This is a genomic window from Ralstonia sp. 22086, assembly GCF_052045975.1.
Classification (GTDB): Bacteria; Pseudomonadota; Gammaproteobacteria; order Burkholderiales; family Burkholderiaceae; genus Ralstonia; species Ralstonia wenshanensis.
Window position 1 is genome coordinate 740,897 of sequence record NZ_JBQEPZ010000002.1, and the last position, 19,128, is coordinate 760,024.

Annotated in this window: 21 protein-coding genes; 11 read left to right on the plus strand and 10 right to left on the minus strand. The window is 64.1% G+C overall.

Going from position 1 to position 19,128, the window contains the following annotated elements; translation table 11 throughout:
* Positions 1–90: 90 nt before the first annotated feature.
* On the minus strand, positions 91–1,398 hold the full coding sequence (locus ACTJK6_RS12385) for an MFS transporter (protein WP_260801383.1): 1,308 nt from the start codon (positions 1,396–1,398) through the stop codon (positions 91–93).
* A 217-nt stretch (positions 1,399–1,615) separates the two neighbouring features.
* Between ACTJK6_RS12385 and ACTJK6_RS12390 the strand changes: the two genes are divergently transcribed.
* Both ACTJK6_RS12390 and ACTJK6_RS12395 read left to right on the plus strand, forming a co-directional pair.
* Positions 1,616–2,398, plus strand: coding sequence for a GntR family transcriptional regulator (locus ACTJK6_RS12390; RefSeq protein WP_260801382.1), 783 nt, complete (start codon positions 1,616–1,618; stop codon positions 2,396–2,398).
* The gene (locus ACTJK6_RS12395; protein WP_433867782.1) at positions 2,395–3,243 is read left to right on the plus strand and encodes a fumarylacetoacetate hydrolase family protein; all 849 of its coding nucleotides are present in this window, start codon (positions 2,395–2,397) and stop codon (positions 3,241–3,243) included. The genes ACTJK6_RS12390 and ACTJK6_RS12395 overlap by 4 nt, the downstream gene beginning before the upstream one ends.
* A 6-nt stretch (positions 3,244–3,249) precedes the next feature.
* Here ACTJK6_RS12395 and ACTJK6_RS12400 read toward each other — a convergent pair whose 3' ends face one another.
* Genes ACTJK6_RS12400 through nirK form a run of 3 tightly spaced genes read right to left on the minus strand, consistent with a single transcriptional unit; the run spans position 3,250 to position 6,141 of the window.
* Positions 3,250–3,837: an SCO family protein gene (locus tag ACTJK6_RS12400; protein ID WP_440839164.1), complete on the minus strand. Its 588-nt coding sequence runs from the start codon at positions 3,835–3,837 to the stop codon at positions 3,250–3,252.
* Entirely contained in the window at positions 3,834–4,625 is a 792-nt protein-coding gene (locus tag ACTJK6_RS12405; RefSeq protein WP_425343175.1) for a formylglycine-generating enzyme family protein, read from the minus strand. Before ACTJK6_RS12405 ends, ACTJK6_RS12400 begins: the two co-directional genes overlap by 4 nt.
* A 16-nt stretch (positions 4,626–4,641) precedes the next feature.
* Positions 4,642–6,141: a copper-containing nitrite reductase gene (gene nirK, locus ACTJK6_RS12410; RefSeq protein ID WP_232039972.1), complete on the minus strand. Its 1,500-nt coding sequence runs from the start codon at positions 6,139–6,141 to the stop codon at positions 4,642–4,644.
* Positions 6,142–6,412: 271 nt separating this feature from the next.
* Between nirK and ACTJK6_RS12415 the strand changes: the two genes are divergently transcribed.
* The 8 genes from ACTJK6_RS12415 (at position 6,413) to ACTJK6_RS12450 (ending at position 13,781) form a co-directional block, all read left to right on the plus strand.
* Positions 6,413–6,703 carry a DUF2249 domain-containing protein gene (locus ACTJK6_RS12415; protein ID WP_024978368.1) on the plus strand — a complete coding sequence of 97 codons (291 nt, stop codon included), beginning with the start codon at positions 6,413–6,415 and terminating at the stop codon, positions 6,701–6,703.
* A 32-nt stretch (positions 6,704–6,735) separates the two neighbouring features.
* Positions 6,736–9,012 carry a nitric-oxide reductase large subunit gene (locus ACTJK6_RS12420; protein WP_232039973.1) on the plus strand — a complete coding sequence of 759 codons (2,277 nt, stop codon included), beginning with the start codon at positions 6,736–6,738 and terminating at the stop codon, positions 9,010–9,012.
* 146 nt (positions 9,013–9,158) lie between these two features.
* Positions 9,159–9,881, plus strand: a complete 723-nt coding sequence (locus ACTJK6_RS12425; RefSeq protein ID WP_260781160.1) for a GntR family transcriptional regulator — start codon at positions 9,159–9,161, stop codon at positions 9,879–9,881.
* A gap of 54 nt (positions 9,882–9,935) precedes the next feature.
* Positions 9,936–10,730 (plus strand): ABC transporter ATP-binding protein, encoded by a 795-nt coding sequence (locus ACTJK6_RS12430; RefSeq protein ID WP_232039974.1) that lies wholly within the window; start codon positions 9,936–9,938, stop codon positions 10,728–10,730.
* Positions 10,720–11,616 carry an ABC transporter permease gene (locus tag ACTJK6_RS12435; RefSeq protein WP_440839167.1) on the plus strand — a complete coding sequence of 299 codons (897 nt, stop codon included), beginning with the start codon at positions 10,720–10,722 and terminating at the stop codon, positions 11,614–11,616. The genes ACTJK6_RS12430 and ACTJK6_RS12435 overlap by 11 nt, the downstream gene beginning before the upstream one ends.
* A gap of 316 nt (positions 11,617–11,932) precedes the next feature.
* Positions 11,933–12,961: an ABC transporter substrate-binding protein gene (locus ACTJK6_RS12440; RefSeq protein WP_260801376.1), complete on the plus strand. Its 1,029-nt coding sequence runs from the start codon at positions 11,933–11,935 to the stop codon at positions 12,959–12,961.
* A 55-nt stretch (positions 12,962–13,016) separates the two neighbouring features.
* Positions 13,017–13,427, plus strand: coding sequence for a DUF488 domain-containing protein (locus tag ACTJK6_RS12445; protein WP_440839169.1), 411 nt, complete (start codon positions 13,017–13,019; stop codon positions 13,425–13,427).
* Between the two features lie 135 nt (positions 13,428–13,562).
* A complete protein-coding gene (locus ACTJK6_RS12450; protein WP_316879137.1) occupies positions 13,563–13,781 on the plus strand; it encodes a DUF1059 domain-containing protein in 219 nt (72 codons plus the stop codon).
* Between the two features lie 17 nt (positions 13,782–13,798).
* Here ACTJK6_RS12450 and ACTJK6_RS12455 read toward each other — a convergent pair whose 3' ends face one another.
* The gene (locus tag ACTJK6_RS12455) at positions 13,799–14,440 is read right to left on the minus strand and encodes a response regulator transcription factor (RefSeq protein WP_440839172.1); all 642 of its coding nucleotides are present in this window, start codon (positions 14,438–14,440) and stop codon (positions 13,799–13,801) included.
* A gap of 114 nt (positions 14,441–14,554) precedes the next feature.
* Positions 14,555–14,992, minus strand: coding sequence for a multidrug/biocide efflux PACE transporter (locus ACTJK6_RS12460; protein ID WP_440839174.1), 438 nt, complete (start codon positions 14,990–14,992; stop codon positions 14,555–14,557).
* A 114-nt stretch (positions 14,993–15,106) separates the two neighbouring features.
* On the opposite strand from ACTJK6_RS12460, the gene ACTJK6_RS12465 reads away from it, so the two are divergent.
* Positions 15,107–15,991 carry a LysR family transcriptional regulator gene (locus ACTJK6_RS12465; protein ID WP_440839176.1) on the plus strand — a complete coding sequence of 295 codons (885 nt, stop codon included), beginning with the start codon at positions 15,107–15,109 and terminating at the stop codon, positions 15,989–15,991.
* Between the two features lie 4 nt (positions 15,992–15,995).
* On the opposite strand, the gene ACTJK6_RS12470 is transcribed toward ACTJK6_RS12465, so the two are convergent.
* The 4 genes from ACTJK6_RS12470 to ACTJK6_RS12485 form a co-directional block, all read right to left on the minus strand.
* Positions 15,996–16,877: a flagellar brake protein gene (locus ACTJK6_RS12470; protein WP_440839178.1), complete on the minus strand. Its 882-nt coding sequence runs from the start codon at positions 16,875–16,877 to the stop codon at positions 15,996–15,998.
* Between the two features lie 124 nt (positions 16,878–17,001).
* Positions 17,002–17,433, minus strand: coding sequence for a RidA family protein (locus ACTJK6_RS12475; RefSeq protein WP_232039981.1), 432 nt, complete (start codon positions 17,431–17,433; stop codon positions 17,002–17,004).
* Positions 17,430–18,398, minus strand: a complete 969-nt coding sequence (locus ACTJK6_RS12480) for a threo-3-hydroxy-L-aspartate ammonia-lyase (RefSeq protein ID WP_232039982.1) — start codon at positions 18,396–18,398, stop codon at positions 17,430–17,432. Before ACTJK6_RS12480 ends, ACTJK6_RS12475 begins: the two co-directional genes overlap by 4 nt.
* Complete coding sequence (locus ACTJK6_RS12485; RefSeq protein WP_260801369.1) at positions 18,395–19,036, minus strand: helix-turn-helix transcriptional regulator; 642 nt, start codon at positions 19,034–19,036, stop codon at positions 18,395–18,397. Before ACTJK6_RS12485 ends, ACTJK6_RS12480 begins: the two co-directional genes overlap by 4 nt.
* Between the last annotated feature and the right edge of the window lie 92 nt (positions 19,037–19,128).

Below are 19,128 nucleotides of genomic sequence, written 5' to 3' on the forward strand. Positions count from 1 at the left end.
AGTACGGTTGCAGCTTGTTGCCGGAAATCAGAAGCAAACGCCGCGCCGCGTGCGTAGATTTCGTTGGCCTACTCGAGAGTGCATCGCACCTCAGACCGGCAGCTTCTTGCTGTAGTCGATCAGCAGTGTCGAGCAGATGAACAGGCCGGCGCCGGCGGCAGCAAACAGCATCAGCGCCATGTCGTACGAACCCGTCGCCTGCACGATCAAGCCGACGATGATCGGCATGCCGACGCCCGCGAAGTTCCCGCCCAGGTTCATCGTGCCGCCCAGGAAACCCACACGCTTGCGCGTTCCCAGGATCGACGGAATGCACCAGAACAGGCCGCACCAGCGCAGGAAGAACAGCGTGGTCGACAACAGTGCCACCACGACCACCGGATCCTTGAAGCGCGCCACCGTGTAGATGGCAATCGTGGCCAGCACCGAAGCGACGCCAAACAGCGTGCGCAGCACCCGGGCTCGCGATGCCCCGGTAGCCATCCACTTGTCGGCAATCCAGCCGCCCACCATCTCGCCCACAAAGCCGGAGAAGAACATGGTGAAGACCGCACCGCCCATCTCCTTGATGTCGAGCCCATGCACCTTCGACAGATAGGTCGGCATCCAGGTCAGCAGCCCGTAAAACAGGGCGTTGAAGCACATCCAGCCGAAGAACATGCCCCACACCGAGCGGTACTTGAAGAAGTCGAGCACGTTGCCGCTTACGGCGGCGGGCTCTGCAGCCTGGTCGGCAGCATGAGCCTCCTCGATGTAGGAGGCTTCAGCATCATTGACGGACGGATGCTCGCGCGGGTGGTTGCGGATGTACCACCACGCAAAGAGCCCCGCCACCATCGTCCCGATACCAGCCACCACGAACGACGTGCGCCACGAATTGAATTCGGCGATCAGCCCGGCGATGATGAGCGCCCCCAATGCCGCGCCCAGCGGCGCGCCGCCATCGAGCAGCGTGGCACCGCGGCCGCGTTCGTTCTGCGTCATCCAGATGGCGTTGAGCTTGCCGCCGGCGGGGTAGATGGGCGCCTCGGCCGCACCCAGGCCAAGACGCGTGATCAGCAGCGGAACCCAACCGGTACACAGCGCCGCAATGGATTGGAAGAAGCCCCAGCCCAGCGTGGCACCGGCAATCACCACGCGTGGCCCAAAGCGGTCGGCCAGCATGCCGCCCGGAATCTGCATAAGCGCATACGTCAGAAAGAACGAACTCAGCAGTAAGCCTTGCACCGCGGGGCCGATGTTGAATTCCTTCGCGATCAGCGGCATCGCGACTGACAGCGATGCTCGGTCGACGTAGTTGATGGATATCAGCATCAACATCATCAAGAAAATCTTCCAGCGCACAGAGCTCTTCGTCTCCGTTAGCGCCATGGCCGGGGCCGGGCTTGCGGTTTCCATTACGCGTGTCTCCTGGTAGCTCCAGAAGTCGTTTCGGAAAACGGGCTTGGGCGGCCGGTCTTGACGCCGGCCCGCTCCAACTCCGCCCACCGAAACGACCTCCTGAGTCGATTTGATTGGTTTGTGTTGCGCAACGTGGCCGAGTATAGGATACGTAATCTGTAATTACAACATCTGTAAGCTATTGATTTTATTGCCTCACAAAAGCACAATCTCGGTGTGTGATAGCCTTTTGTGGTGCATCTTCCCCATTCTGGTGACGTCTGTGACCCAACCGCTGCTTCAATCCCCTCGCCTGCGAACGCTCGGCATGTCGGCCGAAATCGCCTCGCGCCTGCGCACCCTCATCGAAGAAGGCGAACTGCCGCCCGGCGCCCGCATCGACGAGCGTGCTTTCAGTGAAATGTTCGATGTCTCGAAGACGCCGCTGCGTGAGGCGCTCAAGGTGCTGGTGGCCGAGGGGCTGGTGCTGCATCGGCAGTACATCGGCTATCGCGTTGCACCGCTCGATCTGGATGAACTGCGCGCGACCTTCGAAACGTTGCATGGGCTGGAATTCACGGCTGGAGAATTGGCGGCGGCGCGGCTGTCCGAGGTAGCTCTGGCGCGTCTGGAACGCAAGCACCAGGCAATGCTTGAGGCCCATGCGGCGGGCAGACGCACCGAGTACTTCCGCATCAACCAGGAAATTCACCAGCTCATCATCGACGGCACGGCCAACCCCGTGCTGGCCGGCATTTATGCGACCTTGATGAGCAAGGTGCATCGCGCGCGCGGTGCGGCCAATGCCGACACGCTGCGCTGGCAGGAATCGCACGAAGAACACGAAGCCATCATGGCCGCCCTTCGGGAGCCAGGGCGCCCGCGCCTGGCACAGGTGCTGCGCCTGCACTCGGAGAACACCGCCAAGGAAGTGCTGAGCGTCGTGGCAAACAGCCTGGCCGAGGCCGGGCGCCCTACCCGATCAACCAAGGAAGCCCCCAAGAAAGGAGCGCAATGAAACTCGTACGCGTGGGTGCGCCCGGCGCAGAACGTCCAGGCCTGATCGATACGCAAGGCCACGTGCGCGACCTGTCAGGCGTGGTTGGCGACCTGGGCCCGCAACAGTTGTCAGATTCCGCCCTCGCGCAACTCGCAGGCATAGACATCGCTGCCTTGCCCGTGGTGCAGGACACGCGGTTTGGCGTGCCATGGACGGGCATCGGCAAGATCATCGCGATCGGCCTGAACTATGCCGATCACGCAGCCGAGGCCGGCTTGCCGCCCCCTGCTGAGCCCATCCTCTTCCTCAAAGCCAACAGCGCATTGAACGGCCCCAACGATGCCGTCATGCTGCCGCGCGGCTCGGCAAAGACCGACTGGGAGGTTGAACTCGGTGTAGTGATCGGCAAGACGGCGAGCGATGTTTCCCGCGAAGAAGCGCTCTCGCACGTCGCCGGCTATTGCGTGGTGAACGATGTGTCGGAGCGCGAGTTCCAGCTGGAGCGCGGCGGCACTTGGGACAAGGGCAAGGGCTGCGACACCTTCTGCCCCGTCGGCCCGTGGCTGGTCACACGCGACGAAGTGCCCGACCCGCAAGCGCTTGGCTTGTGGCTCGACGTCAATGGCGAACGTGCGCAGCGGGGCAACACAGCCACCATGGTGTTTGGCGTGGCGCATCTGGTGAGCTACGTCAGCCGCTTCATGACGCTGCATCCGGGTGACCTGATTTGCACCGGCACGCCGCCCGGCGTCGGCATGGGCGCCAAGCCCCCGCGCTATCTCAACGCGGGCGACACCATGCGATTGGGCATCGACGGCCTTGGCGTGCAGACGCAGACGGTGATTGCTTACAGCAAGGCCTAGGTACGCTTATCGCGCCTGCGCCGCCACCAGCTTGCGCATGGCATCCACCAGTTTCGGATCGACCGCGCCCAGCGTATTGGTGCGCGCGTTGATGCGCCCTTCTGCGTCCAGCAGCAGGATCGTGCTTGAGTGGTTGAAGTCGCCATCTGCCAGACGCCGGTATTGCACGCCCAGCAGCGCCGCCACCTCGCGCGTGCCGCTGGCGTTTGCGCGGGCGACTTGCCAGCGGTCGTCGGCGCCATGCGCGTTGGCCGTCTTCTTGAGCGCCGCAACGGAATCGCGCTCCGGATCGACCGTCACCATCAGCACCCGCACGCCGTCGTGCGCGGGCTTACCGCCCTTGGCCAGCGTCGCACGAATGGTCTCGAAGATCATCGGGCAGACCATCTGGCACGACGAATAGAACATGCTTACCAGCACCGGCTCGCCGCGCAGGTCTGCCAGGTGAAAGACGCGGCCGTTCTGGTCGGTCAACGCCACGTCAGACTGATACAGCGAGCCCGAAGCGACGGGCCCGGCGGCAAGCGCGCCTGCGGCAGCCCCCGCCAGCACACATGCCACGAAGGCACGGCAAAGTTGCTTAAGAAGCGTCATGGACGTTCTCCATTGAGGGATCGGGCGCAGCGAAAGCCAAGGCTTCCCGTGGCATCGGCGCCTTCGAGTGATGACAGCAACGCCACGCGCATCAGCACGGCGTAGCTGTCGCGGCGCACGATGCTGATGGCACCGGCGCCGCAAAACTTCTGCTTGTCGGGGTCGCCCTGCGTGCGGCTGTCCCCGGCAATGAACAGCGCGTTGAAATCGTCGACCCATTCCCAGATCAGGCCGTGCAGATCGCGCACGCCATGGACATCCGCTGGGCCGCCAACGGGCGGCAACACACGCGTGGCGGGACGTTCGTACCAGCCGAGAATGCGTTGCGCCCATTGCGGGTCGTCGCGGGCGTCTGCGCGGGTGGCGTCGGCCGCAGCGGCGGATTCCCACTCGAGCCACGTCGGCAGCCGCGCGCCTTCGCTTTCGCAATAGGCACGGGCGGCAAACCAGCTCACGCCAGTCACCGGCGCTTGCGTCGACGCCTGCGGATCGGCATGCGTCGCATCGGCCCAGTCGGCAAGGTAGGCTTTGCCGGCAAAGACCTGCGGCACACGGCCACGCTGCCAGGCCTCGTGGCGTTGCACGAAGGTCTGGAATTCGCCAATGGTGACGGGCGTGGAGCGCAACTCAAACGGTTCGATGCGCACCCGCTGCGGCTGCCCCGGTGCGTTCTGGGGCAGCACGCTGTCGAAGTCGCCGCCGGGCAACCGCACATAGGTGGCGCCCTGCGCTGCGGCGCCGGCCAGCGCCATCAACATGGCAGCAAGGTGCAAGGTCAGGCGGCCCATGGTCGTGCAGATCCGGTCAATGTTCGGCCACAGCCTTGGCGGGCGCCGGCTGGGCACGCACCTTCTTGACCTCGTCTGCGCTCACGCGGCCGCCGGGGTTGTCCCAGCTGTTGAGCACGTAGGTCAGGATGTTGGCGACCTCGTCGTCATTGAGCTGCGTCATCGGCGGCATGACGGAGTCATATTCCTGTCCGTTGACCTTGATCTTGCCGTTCAGGCCATGCAACACGATGTTCATGGCGCGCTTCGGATCTGCTGCCAGGAAATCCGACTTGGCAAGCGGCGGGAACACGCCCGGCAACCCGGCGCCATTGCCCTGGTGGCACACCGAGCAGGTACCCGCAAACAGCGCGCGGCCAGCCTGCACCTGATCCTGCACGGTCAGCGTGCCGCTTACCGACGCCTGGGTCGCCTTGGTGACGGCGCTCATATTGGGTGCCGCACGATCGCCCAGGTACACCGAATCCAGCTCCTTGCCAGAGTAGACGAGCTTGTTCTCCGGGCCATCCACCTTGAGGATCGCCATGGCGCCCTTGTTGAAGGCGCGGAAGATCGAGTGGTCGACCAGCACATAGCTGCCGGGCACGCGCGCGGTGAACTTCACAACCGCCGCACCACCCGCCGGGATCAACGTGGTCTGCACGTTCTTCTGCACGTTGGTGCCGCCCTCGTAGCGCACCTGGTCGAAGATGGCGCCGATCACGTGGAAGCTTGAGACCAGGTTCGGCCCGCCGTTGCCAACAAAGATGCGGACCGTTTCACCCACCTTGGCGTGCAGCGCCTTGTCACCGGTGAGCGCACCTTCGGCACCGTTGAACAGGACGTAGCTCGGGCGTTCGTCAATGGCCTTCTCCATGTCGAACGGCTGCAGGCCCTTCTCGCGGTACTTGCCGGCGGTGTAGAAATCGCCCTGCATGACGTAGTACTCGTGATCCACCTTGGGCAGGCCTTCGGGCGGCTCGACCAGGATCAGGCCGTACATGCCGTTGGCGATATGCATGCCCACCGGCGCGGTAGCGCAGTGGTAGACGTAGATGCCCTCGTTGAGCGCCTTGAAGGTGAACTGCGATTCATGGCCCGGTGCGGTGAAGCTCGATGCTGCACCCCCGCCCGGTCCGGTCACGCCGTGCAGGTCGATGTTGTGCGGCATCTTGCTGCTCGGGTGGTTCTTGAGGTGGAACTCCACCGTGTCGCCCTGCCGCACGCGGATGAAGCTGCCGGGAACGGTGCCGCCGAACGTCCAGAAGGTGTAGCTGACGCCTTCGGAGATCTGCATTTCCTTCTCGACCACTTCCAGCTCCACGATGACCTTGGCTGGATAGTTCCGGTGGACCGGCGGCGGCACAAGCGGCGGGCTCGTGAGGACGGCGTGGATCGGCTCGCCGCGCGGCGGTCCGAAGTCACCGGGCAATTTGGCGCTCGCGGCGCGGGCTGCAGTGCCCGCAAGCAGTGCGCCCAGCACCACAGAAATCAAGCCCGCGCGCATCAGGCTGCGGACGGTGTGAAGACGGCTCATTTTTTCCCCCGTGTATCGGTCTGGTGTCGTCCGCTCCACGTTAGGCCCCGGCGGCCATTAGGGCTTTGATACAGCGCAAACGAAAACCGGCCCCGACCGGCACTTCCACCGCACCGCGTGGCACGCAAGCCCAGTCGTGGCGTGATTTTCCACATCAAGATACCCATAAAACAAGCATCTGATATACATCAATAACGGCGGAGATTCCGCTCACTAATATAGTTGCATCCTTAATGCATCTTTTGATGCGACACCCACAGAGGGAATCCCCATGACACAGTCCGCCTCCACCATCCAGCTCGACCTCCGCGTGCTGGCGCCGCGCGAGCGCCATCCGCTGATCTTCTCCGCCTTCGGGGAACTCGGCATCGGCCAGAGCCTGGAGCTGATCAACGATCACGATCCGCGCCCGCTGCAGTCGCAGTTTCAAGTGGAGCGCCCGGGCCAGTTTTCCTGGGACTACCTTGAGCGCGGCCCCGCCACGTGGCGCGTCGCCATCACCAAGGTGGCGTCTGCCGCCAGCGCCGGCCACTGCTGTGGTGGTTGCGGTGGTGGCGCCTGAATTTCCGATTGCATCCTGCAAGGAACCTTGTCATGAAAAACAACCAAAGGCTGTGGCGGTGGCTCGGCCTGATCTTCATCCTGTCGTTCGGGGCATTGGGCTATCTGGGCCGGCAGATCTATCTGGCAGCGCCGCCGATCCCGCATGCCGTCGTCACTTCTGTGGGCGAGGTGCTCTTCACCGGCGAACAAATCCAGCGCGGGCAAGAGGCCTGGCTGGCAGCCGGGGGCCAGCAGCTTGGCACCGTCTGGGGCCACGGCAGCTACGTTGCGCCTGACTGGTCTGCCGATTGGCTGCACCGTGAAGCCACGGCGTTGCAAGCGATTCGCGCGCATCAGCAGTTCGATACCGACGCGCCGTTGACGACGGTGCAGCAAGCCGCCGTCGACGCCAGCGTGAAGGAGGAAATGCGCCGCAATACGTACGACGCAAATCGCGACATCCTGACCGTGTCGCGTGAGCGCGCAGAGGCCATCCGCGGCGTGGCGCAGCACTTCGAGGCCCTGTTCGGCACCGATCCGTCGCTGGCAACGCTGCGCGATCAATACGCCATGGCCACCGGCGTGCTGCCGGAAGCGGCCGACCGCGAAGCCCTGGCTGCGTTCTTCTTCTGGACGTCGTGGGCCGCTGCGGCCGACCGCCCGGGCGAGACCGACATCTCGTACACGAGCAACTGGCCGCATGAACCGCTCGTGGGCAACACCATGACCGGCGGTGCTGCGGTGTGGTCGATGGTCAGCATCGTGCTGCTGCTGGGCGGTATTGCCGCCATGCTGTGGCTGCACGGCAGCAGCAAGCACGAAGAGGAGGCTGCGCCGCTCCCGGCCGATCCGTTCCTCAACGTGGTTGCCACGCCGTCGATGAAGGCCACGCGCAAGTACTTCTTTGCCGTGATTGGCCTGATGCTGGTGCAGATCGGCATGGGCGCCATCACCGCGCACTATGCGGTGGAAGGTGAATCGTTCTTCGGGATTCCGCTGGCGCAGGTGCTGCCGTATGTCATCAGCCGCACGGTCCATACGCAGCTTGGCGTGCTCTGGATTGCCACGGCGTGGCTGGCCACGGGCCTCTACATTGCGCCGCTGCTGTCGGGCCGTGAACCGAAGTTCCAGAAGCTGGGCGTTGACCTGCTGTTCTGGGCGCTGATCTTTATCGTGGTGGGCTCCATCGCCACCGGCTGGCTCGGCACGCTGCAACATCGTGGTGCGGACTTCGGTTTCTGGGTCGGCAACCAGGGGCTGGAATACACCAGCATGGGCCGCGTGTGGCAAATCTTGCTGTTCGTCGGCCTGCTGTTCTGGGTCGTGCTGCTGGGCCGCGCCCTGTGGCCGGCACTGAAGACGCCGTCGGAATCGCGCGGACTGATCGCCATGGTGTTCCTGTCGGCCACGTGCATCGGCGGCTTCTATTCGACCTCGCTGGTGTGGGGCCAACACACGCACTATTCGATGATCGAGTACTGGCGCTGGTGGCTCGTCCACCTGTGGGTCGAGGGCTTCTTTGAAGTGTTCGCCACCGCCGTCATCGCGCTCATCTTCACGCGCCTGGGCCTGATTCGCGCCAGCAGCGCCAACCGCGCCATCGTGGCCGAGACGATCGTGTTCCTGTTCGGCGGCATTCTGGGCACGCTGCATCACCTGTACTTCACGGGTACGCCCACGTCGATCATCTCGGTGGGTGCGGTGTTCTCTGCGCTGGAAGTGGTGCCGCTTACGCTGATCGGGCTCGAAGCGCTGCAGAACTATCGCCGCACGCAAGGCACGCCGTGGCTCAACGCCTACAAGTGGCCCGTGCTGTGCTTCGTGGCCGTGGGCTTCTGGAACACCGTCGGCGCCGGCCTGCTCGGCTTTGCCATCAACCCGCCGGCTTCGCTGTACTACGTGCAAGGTCTGAACATGACGGCCGCCCACGGGCACGCTGCACTGTTCGGGGTGTACGGCATGCTCGGTATCGGCCTGATGTTGTTCTGCCTGCGCGGTCTGTATGCCCGCAGCCTGCATGCCGACCGCCTGCTCAAGCCCGCGTTCTGGGGCCTGAATATCGGCTTGGCCATGATGGTGTTCATGTCGCTGCTGCCGGCCGGTATCTACCAGGCCTGGGCCAGCGTCACCAAGGGCATGTGGTACGCCCGTTCGCCGGAGGTGGTGCACTCGAAAGTGATGGAAACGCTGGTCTGGCTGCGTGTGCCGGGTGACATCGTGTTTGCCATCGGTGCGCTTGTGCTGGCCTGGTATGCGCTGCGGCTGCTGCGCCGTCCGAAGGCACAACAGACTGAGCCGCTGCCGGCTTCAGCTCGCGCCACGCGTTAATTCTTAACTCAGCAGTTCTCTCAAAAACCCGCAGGGCCCGTGTCGATTCGACCGGGCCCTGCGGGTTTTCCTGTAATGCCAGCCGCTCGCAAGCTCCCTACAATGACAAATCATATAGATGAATAGTTGACCACTTCAGATACCTCATGCCCGCCGATCTCCGCCTGCCCCGCTATCAGCAATTGCGCGACGATCTGGCCGCGCAGATCGCCCAACAGCACTGGCGCCCGGGCGACGCCATCCCCACCGAAGCCGAGCTTGCCAAGACGTACAACGTGGCCGTCGGCACGGTCCGCAAAGCCGTCGACGTGTTGGTGGCCGAAGGCCTGCTCGAACGCTTTCAAGGCCGCGGCACCTTTGTGCGGCGCGCCAGCTTTGCCAGCTCCTTGTTCCGCTTCTTCCGCTTCCAGAGTGAAAGCGGCGAGCGACGCATTCCTGAGAGCCGCATTCTCAAGCGTGACGTGCTGGATGCACCGTCCGCACCGGCTGCGGGCCTGCAGATTGAAACGGGTTCACCGGTCATTCGCCTCACCCGGCTGCGCCTGCTGGATGGCGCACCCATGCTGGCCGAAGAAATCTGGCTGCCGTACGACCGTTTCGCCCCGCTCGCCACGCTGGAACTCGACGCGTTTGGCGACCTGCTGTATCCGCTGTACGAATCCCACTGCGGCCAGATCATCGCCAGCGCTGAAGAAACGCTTACCGCCGAGGCCGTCAACGCAACGTACGCGCGGCTGTTGCGCATCCAGGCCGGCGATCCGGTGATGGTCATCGAACGCGTTGCGCGCGGCTACGACCGGGTGCCGCTTGAATGGCGGCGCTCGCGCGGCGCGGCGGCGCACTTCCGGTACCACGTGGATATCCGGTAACGCTCTCCCACGCTGCCACCCAACCCGACAAAAACACACACAGGAGACAACATCATGCAGGCCAACTCATCGACCGCGCCGCCGTTGCTGGACGTGCGCGGCGTCACGCTGCAGTACAAGACACGCCAGCATCTGGTGACCGCCACCTACCGCGTCGACTTTCAGGTCTACCCCGGCGAGCGCTACATCTTGTTGGGCCCATCGGGCTGCGGCAAATCGACATTGCTCAAGGCCATCGGCGGCTACCTCACGCCCACCGAAGGCGAGATCCGACTGAAGGGCCAGCCCGTGACCAAGCCGGGCCCCGATCGCATGATGGTGTTCCAGGAGTTCGACCAGCTCCTGCCGTGGAAGACCGTGAAAGAGAACGTGCTGTTCCCGCTGCTCTCCACGGGCAAGCTGGGCGCGCGTGAGGCCGAAGAACGCGCCCTGCACTACATCAACAAGGTCAATCTCACCAAATTTGCCGACCACCACCCGCACATGCTGTCGGGCGGGATGAAGCAACGCGTGGCCATCGCACGCGGCATGGCCATGGAGCCCGACGTGCTGCTGATGGACGAGCCCTTCGCCGCGCTCGATGCGCTCACGCGCCGCAAGATGCAGGACGAGCTGCTGCAACTGTGGGATGAAACGCGCTTCACCGTGCTGTTCGTTACGCACTCGATTCCGGAGGCGATCCGCTGCGGCAGCCGCATCCTGATCCTTTCGCCGCATCCGGGCCAAGTCCGCGCCGAACTGCCGAGCCTTGCGCGCGGCGATGATGACCCCGAGCGCTTCAAGGCGCTGGAAGCCGAGATCCACGACATGCTGTTCGCCCGCACGGTGGAGGAAACCCATGCAGACTGAAACCCTTTCCATGCCGGCCACCACCGACATCAGCAACCGCGCGCCCGTCTACAGCACGCCCGTGGCGTTCGAGCGCATCGGCGTGGTGGAAAAACCGCTCTCCATTGCCGAGCGTTTGTACGAACAGGCGTGGCTGCGCAAGCTCATCATCCTCGTCGTGCTGGCGCTCGTGTGGGAAGGCGGTGCACGCTGGCTCGACAACCCGCTGCTGATGCCGACCTTCTCCGATACGGTGCAGGCGCTGTGGGCAGGGCTGGCCAGCGGCACACTGTTCGCTCGCATCGGCACGTCAATGCAAACGCTGCTTGCGGGCTACGCGCTTGGCCTGGCCCTGTCGTGCGCATTGGTGGTACTGGGCATCAGCAACCGGCTCGGGCAGGACTTCCTGGAAACGCTCACCGCCATGTTCAACCCGCTGCCAGCGATCGCCCTGCTGCCCATCGCACTCGTGTGGTTTGGCCTGGGCAACGGCAGCCTGATCTTCGTGATCGTGCATTCCGTGGTGTGGGCGGTGTCGCTCAACACGCATGCCGGCTTTCTGTCGGTATCGAACACGCTGCGCATGGTGGGCCGCAACTACGGGCTATCCGGCATGGGGTACCTGACCAAGATCCTGATCCCGGCCGCGTTCCCCTCCATCCTCACCGGCCTGAAGATCGGCTGGGCATTCGCATGGCGCACGTTGATTGCATCGGAACTGGTGTTTGGCGTGAGTTCCGGCCAGGGCGGCCTCGGCTGGTACATCTACGAGAACAAGAACCAGCTGCAGATTCCCGAAGTCTTTGCGGGTCTGTTGACGGTGATCATCATCGGCCTGCTGGTAGAGAACCTGGTATTCCGCACGCTTGAAGCCCGGACCGTCAAACGCTGGGGCATGCAGAACTAAGGGCGCGCTTGACTACCGAAACCGTCCAGGCGCTCACAGTCGCCCCTCGACGGTTTGGCCGTACCCTGCCCTATGCGGCGCCTTGAATTTTTGTGAGCGGGCGGAAAAAGGAAGGAGGCTTGTCTGAGCGAAGCGAGTTTTTCCCTTCCCCTCTCTGCGACATAAATTCAAGGAATCTTTCGCCATCTCGGGCGCGCCTTTCTTTGCTTACTTTCTTTGGCAAAACAAAGAAAGTGAGTCGCCCCCGGCAGGGGGTGAAACAGGGAATACACCACCAACAAACATAAAGACCAACAGAGCAACAAGGAGACAACACATGCACAAACCCCGCCGTAACGTCCTCCGCCTGACCATGGCCGCCACGCTGGCCGCATCGCTCCTGGGCGGCACCATCAGCACCGCCCACGCAGAAGCCACCGAAGTCCGCATCTCCCACGGCTACGGCATCCTCTACCTGCCCATCATGGTGATGGCCAGCGAGCACCTGCTGGAGAAGCAAGCCAAGGCCGCCGGCCTGGGCGACGTCAAGGTCAACTACCGCATCCTCGATGGCGGCAACGTCATCAACGACGCCATGCTCTCGGGCGCGCTGGACATCGCCTCGCTGGGCGTGCCGGGCTTCCTCACGCTGTGGGACAAGACCCGCGGCAGCGCGATGGAAGTGCGCGGGCTGTCGTCGCTCAGCTCATCGTCGATGTACCTGATGACGCGCAACCCGAACGTGAAGACGCTGGCCGATTTCTCCGACAAGGACCGCATTGCCGTGCCCGGCATCAAGACCTCGCTGCCGGCCGTGGTGCTGCAGATGGCTGCCGCCAAGACCTTCGGCGACAAGCAGTTCAACAAGCTCGACCCGATCACCGTGCCGCTTCCACACCCCGACGCCACCGCCGTCATGCTGGCCGGCGGCAGCCAGATCAACAGCCACATGGCCTCGCCGCCGTTCTCATACACCGAGGCGGCAGCCCCCGGCCTGCACCGCGTGTTCAACACGGTTGACGTGCTCGGCAACATCACGCTGGACATGACTTACACCAGCAAGAAGTTCTACGAGGCCAACCCGAAGCTGTCGGCGGCATTCGTGGCGGCGCTGGATGAAGCCAACGCCCTCATCGCCAAGGACAAGACCAAGGCCGCGCAGATCTACATTGCGCAATCGAAGGTGAAGAGTTCGCCGGAAGACGTGAAGAAGATTCTGGACGATCCGGATTCGCGCTTCACGACCACGCCGGTGGGCGTCGCGCACTATGCTGAATTCATGCAGCGCGTGGGCACGCTCAAGAACAAGCCCGCATCGTGGAAGGATGTGTTTTTCCCGACGGTGCAGAACCGGCAGGGTTCGTAACGCGAAACGCCTGAGCACATCGAGCAGCACGCAGCATCCGCACGGAGGTATTTTCATGGCACTACGCATCGTCCGGCTCGGCGAGCCGCGTCACCCCGGTGAGGGCTTGCGCATCGGCACCGTGCGACGCCCACCGCGCGGTGTACCGAAGGAAGAATTCGCCAGCCGCGATTTCTACGACGTGTGGATGCCGCTGCTCTCGCCCACGCCCGAACTGGTCAAGCAGGCGCAGGCCGCGCAAACCGAGCACGACAAGGATCAGCAAGACAAGGGCTGGCAAACCTTCGTACGCCACTTCCGCACCGAAATGCGCGACGGTGATGCAGCGCGCCTGCTCGACATGCTGGCCGCGCTATCGCACCAGACCAACCTGTCGGTCGGCTGCTATTGCGAGGATGAAGCGCATTGCCATCGGTCAGTACTGCGCGCGTTGTTGAAGGAGCGTGGCGCAAAGCTGGCCGACTGACGGAAGGCACGGTAACGAACCGCGTACCCCACGCGGGTGACGACGCGCCGCTGCGGCAAACCTATAACGAACGTACGCGCGACCACACTCTCATCGCGTCGTGCCGTCGTCATTCGTCATTCCAGGAGCACCGCCATGGGCCGCCGCTACATCGATTGCCGCGCCTTCCCCAGCGAGACCAACTGCTCGGTCGCCATCAGCGCCGACAGCGATGCCGAACTGCTGGAGGCGGCCGTGCAGCATGCCGTTTCCGTGCACAAGCACACCGATTCGCCCGAGTTGCGGGCGCAACTGCAAACCCTTTTCCAGGACGGCACCCCTGCCGTGGCGGCACCAAAGATGGCCACTGCCTGATCAACACGCGACCGCCGCTACCGACGCGCAGACAGCGCCAGCATCAGCCGCACCACATCGCACTGGCTGTGCGTGTTGGTCTTGCGATAGACGTGCTTGAGGTGCGTGCGCACCGTGTCGAGTGAAATGCCCAGCGTGCGGGCAATGCAGGCTGGGTCCGAGCCGCTTGCGAGCAGATCGGCCACATCGGCTTCGCGGCGCGTCAGGTGGAATGCATCGGTCAACCACAGGCTGGCCGGCTGCGCAGGCGAGAAGCCTGTGCGTGCAGCAACGCGTTGCCAGCACAACGGCAGTGCTTGCGCAAAGTGCGGCAGCAAGGCTTGTGGCGCCGCACCATGCTGCAGGTGTTGCGGCACGCCCGACTTGCGGTAATCGAGCCACACCGCGCCGCGCACTTCGGCATCGACCACAGGCCAGGTCTCCACACCATCACCGCGCACCGCATGCAGCAGCACGTCGGCCGAGCATGCGCCGCGTGACGCCGCCCAGTGCCACCTTCCATCGACGCGCCATCGGATCATGGCCGCTGCATGGTTTGCGCCGCACGCATCGCGCAGTACGTTCATCACGCCCGTAGCATCGCCCGCGCACGCCGCCACGTAGCACTGGCGCAGCACGGTTGCCGAGGCATGCGATGAGGCAACAGAAAGATGCGGCATGAAGGAATACGGGCGCCGCGGCTTGCGACCGCGGCGCCCGTCTTGGAAGGGGACTTCATTATAGGAAGCGCATCACCTCCCGCACTGCCCCTTTTGCCCTAAGCCCATCGGGGATCAGGCCAGCGCTCGGCGCGACATCAAGCGCGCGCGCACGTGGTCATACGCAAGGTTGAACAAGAACGTGTACGGCAGAAACAGCAGCATGATGCCGATGTCGAGCACAAACGCTTCCCACAGACCCACGTCGAGCCACCAGGCGGCCAGCGGCACCAGCATCAAGACTAACCCGCCCTCGAACAGGCACGCATGCACCACCCGCAGGACCACGGTACGCGAGAGCTTGTAACGACGCTCCGCGCGCTCGAAGATGGTGTTGAACACCATGTTCCACACCATCGCCACCGCCGCAAACATGAGCGTCATCACGCCCATTTCGGCCAACGGCAGATCCATCAGCCAGCTAAACAGCGGGGCACAGATCAGCATGGCAACCAACTCGAACGTCAGCGCATGGACAAGGCGCTCGGCTGGCGTTTTTTGTATGACTTGCATTGCACTTACCTCCAAAGAACAGGGGCATTTTCATCGGTATTAGCCGCATGATCCAGTTCATTAGTATCGGTTTTTCCGATATATTGAGCGCCATCTCGCCGTCCGGAGTACTGAATGCGTCATTCGCCCGAAGCCTTGCTGGCCTTTGCCGAAGCCGCCACGCTCGGTTCCTTTTCCGCCGCAGCCCGCAAATTGGGCAAGCGGCAGTCCACGGTCAGCGAGGCGATCGCCAATCTTGAAATCGACCTGGGCCTGACGCTCTTCGACCGCAGCACGCGCCAGCCCACGTTGACCGAAGCGGGCCACGCGATGCTCACCCAGGTGCGCCGCGTGCTCGACGCCAGCGCGCAGATGGACCGACTGGCGGCGCAAATGGCCGGTGGCCTGGAGGCGCGTCTGACGCTCGTCGTGTCGGACACCTACCAGTCGGACCGGTATGAGCAGACGCTCGCCACGCTGGAGCAGCGTTACCCCGACCTCGAACTCGAATGCCTGATCGCCGAACACGAAGACGTGGTCGATATCATCCAGCTGGGCCGTGCCCAGATCGGCTTGGTAGCGGCGCAGGCCGCATATCCGGCCGATATCGGCTGGGCCACCATTGCAGAGCAATCGGAGATCGGACTGTTCGTGGGGCTGCAGCACCCGCTCGCCCGATACGGTGACGAGGAAGTGCCGCACGCCATACTGCGCGAGGCGCGCGAGCTACGGTTGAACACGTTCGTCGATCCGACGGGGCCGCGCACCGACGCGGTGCCCGTGCGCAGCCTGCGCCGCTGGTCTGCGCCGAGCTACCTGATGCTGCTGGAAATGGCCGTGCTTGGCTTCGGATGGACGGAGCTGCCGCGCTGGTTGGTGGATCACTTCGCCGCAGACCGGTTGCATGAAGTACATGCACGGGGCTGGTCGCGCCTCGTGCCGGTCGACGCCGTATGGTCACGCAATCGCACGCTGGGGCAGGCCGGCGCCTGGCTGCTGGAAACGATGCTGGCGGGCTAGGCGCTCAAGCGTTTTCGTCGAGCCGATCGATGATCAGGTGCGAAAGCTGCGCCGTCTGCTCCTTCGTCAGCGAAAACTCCATGCCGAACGACGGAAACGCAGATGCAGGCGCCCCCAGCGCGGGCGACCCGCTCGCCACGCGGCCCGTCAGGGAGAACGACTCCAGTTGACCATCCACGTAGGCACTGAAATCGACAGACAGCCTGTCGCCGGGCTGAAATGCCGCGCTGGCACTTTGCACAAGCGCGCCATTCAGGCAGATATCGCGGATCACCGCCACGCGATCTGCCGCTGAAGCCGCCTGCCCTTCAGGGCGCAAGCGGGCACCGATCCGAACCTGGACACGCTTGGCGCGGCGCAGCGGCATCTTCTGCATCTTGATCGGCGCAGACAGCACGAGGTACGGCGAAGGAAATTGCCCCACCGACACCACGCTGCACATCATGGTAACGACCGCGCGGCCGGAAAATCCGCGCAGCAAGAGGATGTCCCGAACCTCCGGGCGCAGCGTGCGCTTGCCGTCGGCCGGCTGCGTGACGAACACCGCCTCACCTTCGATGTAGCCGATCAGGCGGCACGGCAGCAGGCCGCGCATCGGTGCGGATTTCTCCTGCACCTGCAGGACGGTACCCACGCTCAGACCGCTCGACGCGAGGCGGGGCTTGGCTTCACCGGGCGCCGCAGGTGCAGCAACCTCAACGCCCACGCCTTCATCCAATGCCAGCACCGGGCCGTGATGAAACAGGAGGCGGACGTCATCGGCATCCGGAACCACGGCGCCGGCGGGCAGCAGCAGGTGGCCCCCACTACCGGCCAGTGGGAACGGCAGCGGCTGGCCGACCGGCACGTCTTCCTGGGTGAGTTGCCGCGTTTTTTGCAGGGTCATGGGGGCGAGGGATCTGTGCGTCTTGGTCGGGCATGTGCCTCGGCAGGCATGCCTTCCATTCTGCAACAATGGCGGCCAAACGGCGGGAGATCAACTCGCGCGAACCCCACCCGCCTGACGCACATCAAGCGCAAGCGTTTGCATCCCCCGCCAGTGCCGTCGCTTCGATTTCCACTGCCAGACCGTAGTGCAGCGTCGGCACCGGCACCACGGCGCGCGCCGGGCGGAGGTCACCGATCCACGCGCGGTAGAGTGCATCGAAGGCGGGCCAGTGCGTCTCCATGTCAGTCACGTACACGCGCACCTGCACCAGACGCGAGCGGTCGGTACCGGCAGCGGCAAGCACGGCGTCCAGGTTGGAGAGGACCTGCCGCACCTGCGTCTCGAACGGCGCTTCGACGAGCTTTTCGCCTGCCGGCGTCACCGGAATCTGCCCGGCCAAGAACACAAAACCATTGGCACAGACCGCATGCGAGTAGTGCCCCGCCGGGGGTCGCAAATCCGGCGCGTTGACATAGCGAGCGTCGCCGGGGGCGGCATGGCCGGAAGCGCTCATGCAGCCCCCAGCACCAGCTTGGCGAAGAGCTGCAAGTCCACATTGCCGCCCGAGAGAATCACGCCGACGCGCTTGCCGCGCACATCGACCTTGCCGTTCAGCGCCGCAGCGGCGGCCAGGCAGCCGGTGGGCTCGACCACTGCCTTCATGCGCGAGGCGAAGAACTGCATGGCGCTGACGAGTTCTGCATCGCTCACGGTGATGATGTCGTCGACCAGTTCGCGAATCACGGCAAACGTGTAGTTGCCCAGGTGTTGCGTCTGCGCGCCGTCGGCCAGCGTCTTGGGGGTGCCGATATGGACGATTTCGCCTTTGCGAAAGCTCTGCTGTCCGTCGTTGCCAGCCTCGGGCTCCACGCCGAATATCTTGCACGCGGGGTTCAGCGCGCGCGCTGCCGTGGCGCAACCGGAGAGCAACCCGCCGCCGCCCAACGGGGCCAGCAGCACGTCCAGCGGGCCAACCTCTTCGATCAGTTCCTTGGCCGCCGTGCCCTGCCCGGCCATCACGTGCGGATGGTCGTACGGCGGAATCAGCGTGAGACTCTGCTCTTCGGCCAGCTTGCGGCCGATGGCTTCGCGGTCTTCGGTGTAGCGGTCGAAGAACACCACCTCGCCGCCGTAGCCGCGCGTGGCTTCGACCTTCACGACCGGTGCGTCCTTCGGCATGACGATGACGGCACGCATGCCGAGCAACTTTGCCGACAGCGCAATCGCCTGCGCGTGGTTACCAGACGAAAACGTGATGACGCCCGCCTTGCGCTGCTCCGGCGTGAATTGCGACAGCGCGTTGTACGCGCCGCGAAACTTGAACGCACCCATGCGCTGGAAGCTCTCAGCCTTGAAGAACAGCTCGGCGCCGGTCATGGCATTGGCGGTTGCTGACGTCAGCACGGGCGTCTTGTGGGCAACGCCTTGCAGGCGCGCGTGCGCGGCAACAACGTCGTCGTAGGAAATGGGCAGGCTCATGCGAGGTCCTCGGGAAGGTAGGTGTAGACGGTGGAGCGCGCCACGCCGAGTGTCTGAGCGACTTCGGTCAGTGCGCGGCGCAAGTTCAGCAGGCCGCTGGCGGCGAGTTCGCGCATGGCTTCGCGGCGCTGGTCGAGCGTCATGGCCATGGGCGTGGTGTTGCGGGCGGCGGCAAACTGTTCGAGTGCAATGCGCACGTCTTCCACGCGGCGGGAGCCGAGCGACTCGGGCACCGGCGGCGCGGCAACATCGATGCGCATCAACTTCGTGAGGCTCGCCGTCATGGCGCCGAGCATCGATACATCCATGTTCAGGCAGATGGCCGCCACGTAATCGCCACGGCTGTTCTTCAGGCCGATCGAGGTGCTCTTGGCCGGGCGCCCGTCGGGAAACCGGTTGGCGTAGTTTTCGATGACTTCCGGAAAGTCCGGGTCAGCCAGGCGCGCCAGGCCCAGCTCCGTCACGGCGTCGCCCACCTGGCGGCCGGACAGATTGTTGGCGATGGCGACGACGGAATGATCGGGATCGGTCAGGTCGTGCAGGACGACTTCCACCAGCGGCGCCAGCGTGTTGCCCAGCGCCTCGACGATCTTGCGGCCTTCGCGCAGCAGAAGGCGGTTTTCTTCGATGGGTTTCATGGTCACTGACGATACGTCAATTAATGACATTTCGTCAATGCCACGGGAGGCGCCATGACAGCGTGCGACTCCCAAGGAGAAAAAACGCCTGC

Excerpts from the sequence above, each read along its gene's own strand:
- ACTJK6_RS12435 (WP_440839167.1), top strand. The coding sequence starts at position 10,720 with ATGCAGACTGAAACCCTTTCCATGCCGGCCACCACCGACATCAGCAAC.
- ACTJK6_RS12455 (WP_440839172.1), bottom strand. The coding sequence starts at position 14,440 with ATGCCGCATCTTTCTGTTGCCTCATCGCATGCCTCGGCAACCGTGCTG.
- ACTJK6_RS12415 (WP_024978368.1), top strand. The coding sequence starts at position 6,413 with ATGACACAGTCCGCCTCCACCATCCAGCTCGACCTCCGCGTGCTGGCG.
- ACTJK6_RS12480 (WP_232039982.1), bottom strand. The coding sequence starts at position 18,398 with ATGAGCCTGCCCATTTCCTACGACGACGTTGTTGCCGCGCACGCGCGC.
- ACTJK6_RS12400 (WP_440839164.1), bottom strand. The coding sequence starts at position 3,837 with ATGACGCTTCTTAAGCAACTTTGCCGTGCCTTCGTGGCATGTGTGCTG.
- ACTJK6_RS12475 (WP_232039981.1), bottom strand. The coding sequence starts at position 17,433 with ATGAGCGCTTCCGGCCATGCCGCCCCCGGCGACGCTCGCTATGTCAAC.
- ACTJK6_RS12485 (WP_260801369.1), bottom strand. The coding sequence starts at position 19,036 with ATGAAACCCATCGAAGAAAACCGCCTTCTGCTGCGCGAAGGCCGCAAG.
- ACTJK6_RS12420 (WP_232039973.1), top strand. The coding sequence starts at position 6,736 with ATGAAAAACAACCAAAGGCTGTGGCGGTGGCTCGGCCTGATCTTCATC.
- ACTJK6_RS12440 (WP_260801376.1), top strand. The coding sequence starts at position 11,933 with ATGCACAAACCCCGCCGTAACGTCCTCCGCCTGACCATGGCCGCCACG.
- ACTJK6_RS12430 (WP_232039974.1), top strand. The coding sequence starts at position 9,936 with ATGCAGGCCAACTCATCGACCGCGCCGCCGTTGCTGGACGTGCGCGGC.
- ACTJK6_RS12450 (WP_316879137.1), top strand. The coding sequence starts at position 13,563 with ATGGGCCGCCGCTACATCGATTGCCGCGCCTTCCCCAGCGAGACCAAC.
- ACTJK6_RS12460 (WP_440839174.1), bottom strand. The coding sequence starts at position 14,992 with ATGCAAGTCATACAAAAAACGCCAGCCGAGCGCCTTGTCCATGCGCTG.
- ACTJK6_RS12405 (WP_425343175.1), bottom strand. The coding sequence starts at position 4,625 with ATGGGCCGCCTGACCTTGCACCTTGCTGCCATGTTGATGGCGCTGGCC.
- ACTJK6_RS12395 (WP_433867782.1), top strand. The coding sequence starts at position 2,395 with ATGAAACTCGTACGCGTGGGTGCGCCCGGCGCAGAACGTCCAGGCCTG.
- ACTJK6_RS12470 (WP_440839178.1), bottom strand. The coding sequence starts at position 16,877 with ATGACCCTGCAAAAAACGCGGCAACTCACCCAGGAAGACGTGCCGGTC.
- ACTJK6_RS12445 (WP_440839169.1), top strand. The coding sequence starts at position 13,017 with ATGGCACTACGCATCGTCCGGCTCGGCGAGCCGCGTCACCCCGGTGAG.
- nirK (WP_232039972.1), bottom strand. The coding sequence starts at position 6,141 with ATGAGCCGTCTTCACACCGTCCGCAGCCTGATGCGCGCGGGCTTGATT.
- ACTJK6_RS12465 (WP_440839176.1), top strand. The coding sequence starts at position 15,107 with ATGCGTCATTCGCCCGAAGCCTTGCTGGCCTTTGCCGAAGCCGCCACG.
- ACTJK6_RS12385 (WP_260801383.1), bottom strand. The coding sequence starts at position 1,398 with ATGGAAACCGCAAGCCCGGCCCCGGCCATGGCGCTAACGGAGACGAAG.
- ACTJK6_RS12425 (WP_260781160.1), top strand. The coding sequence starts at position 9,159 with ATGCCCGCCGATCTCCGCCTGCCCCGCTATCAGCAATTGCGCGACGAT.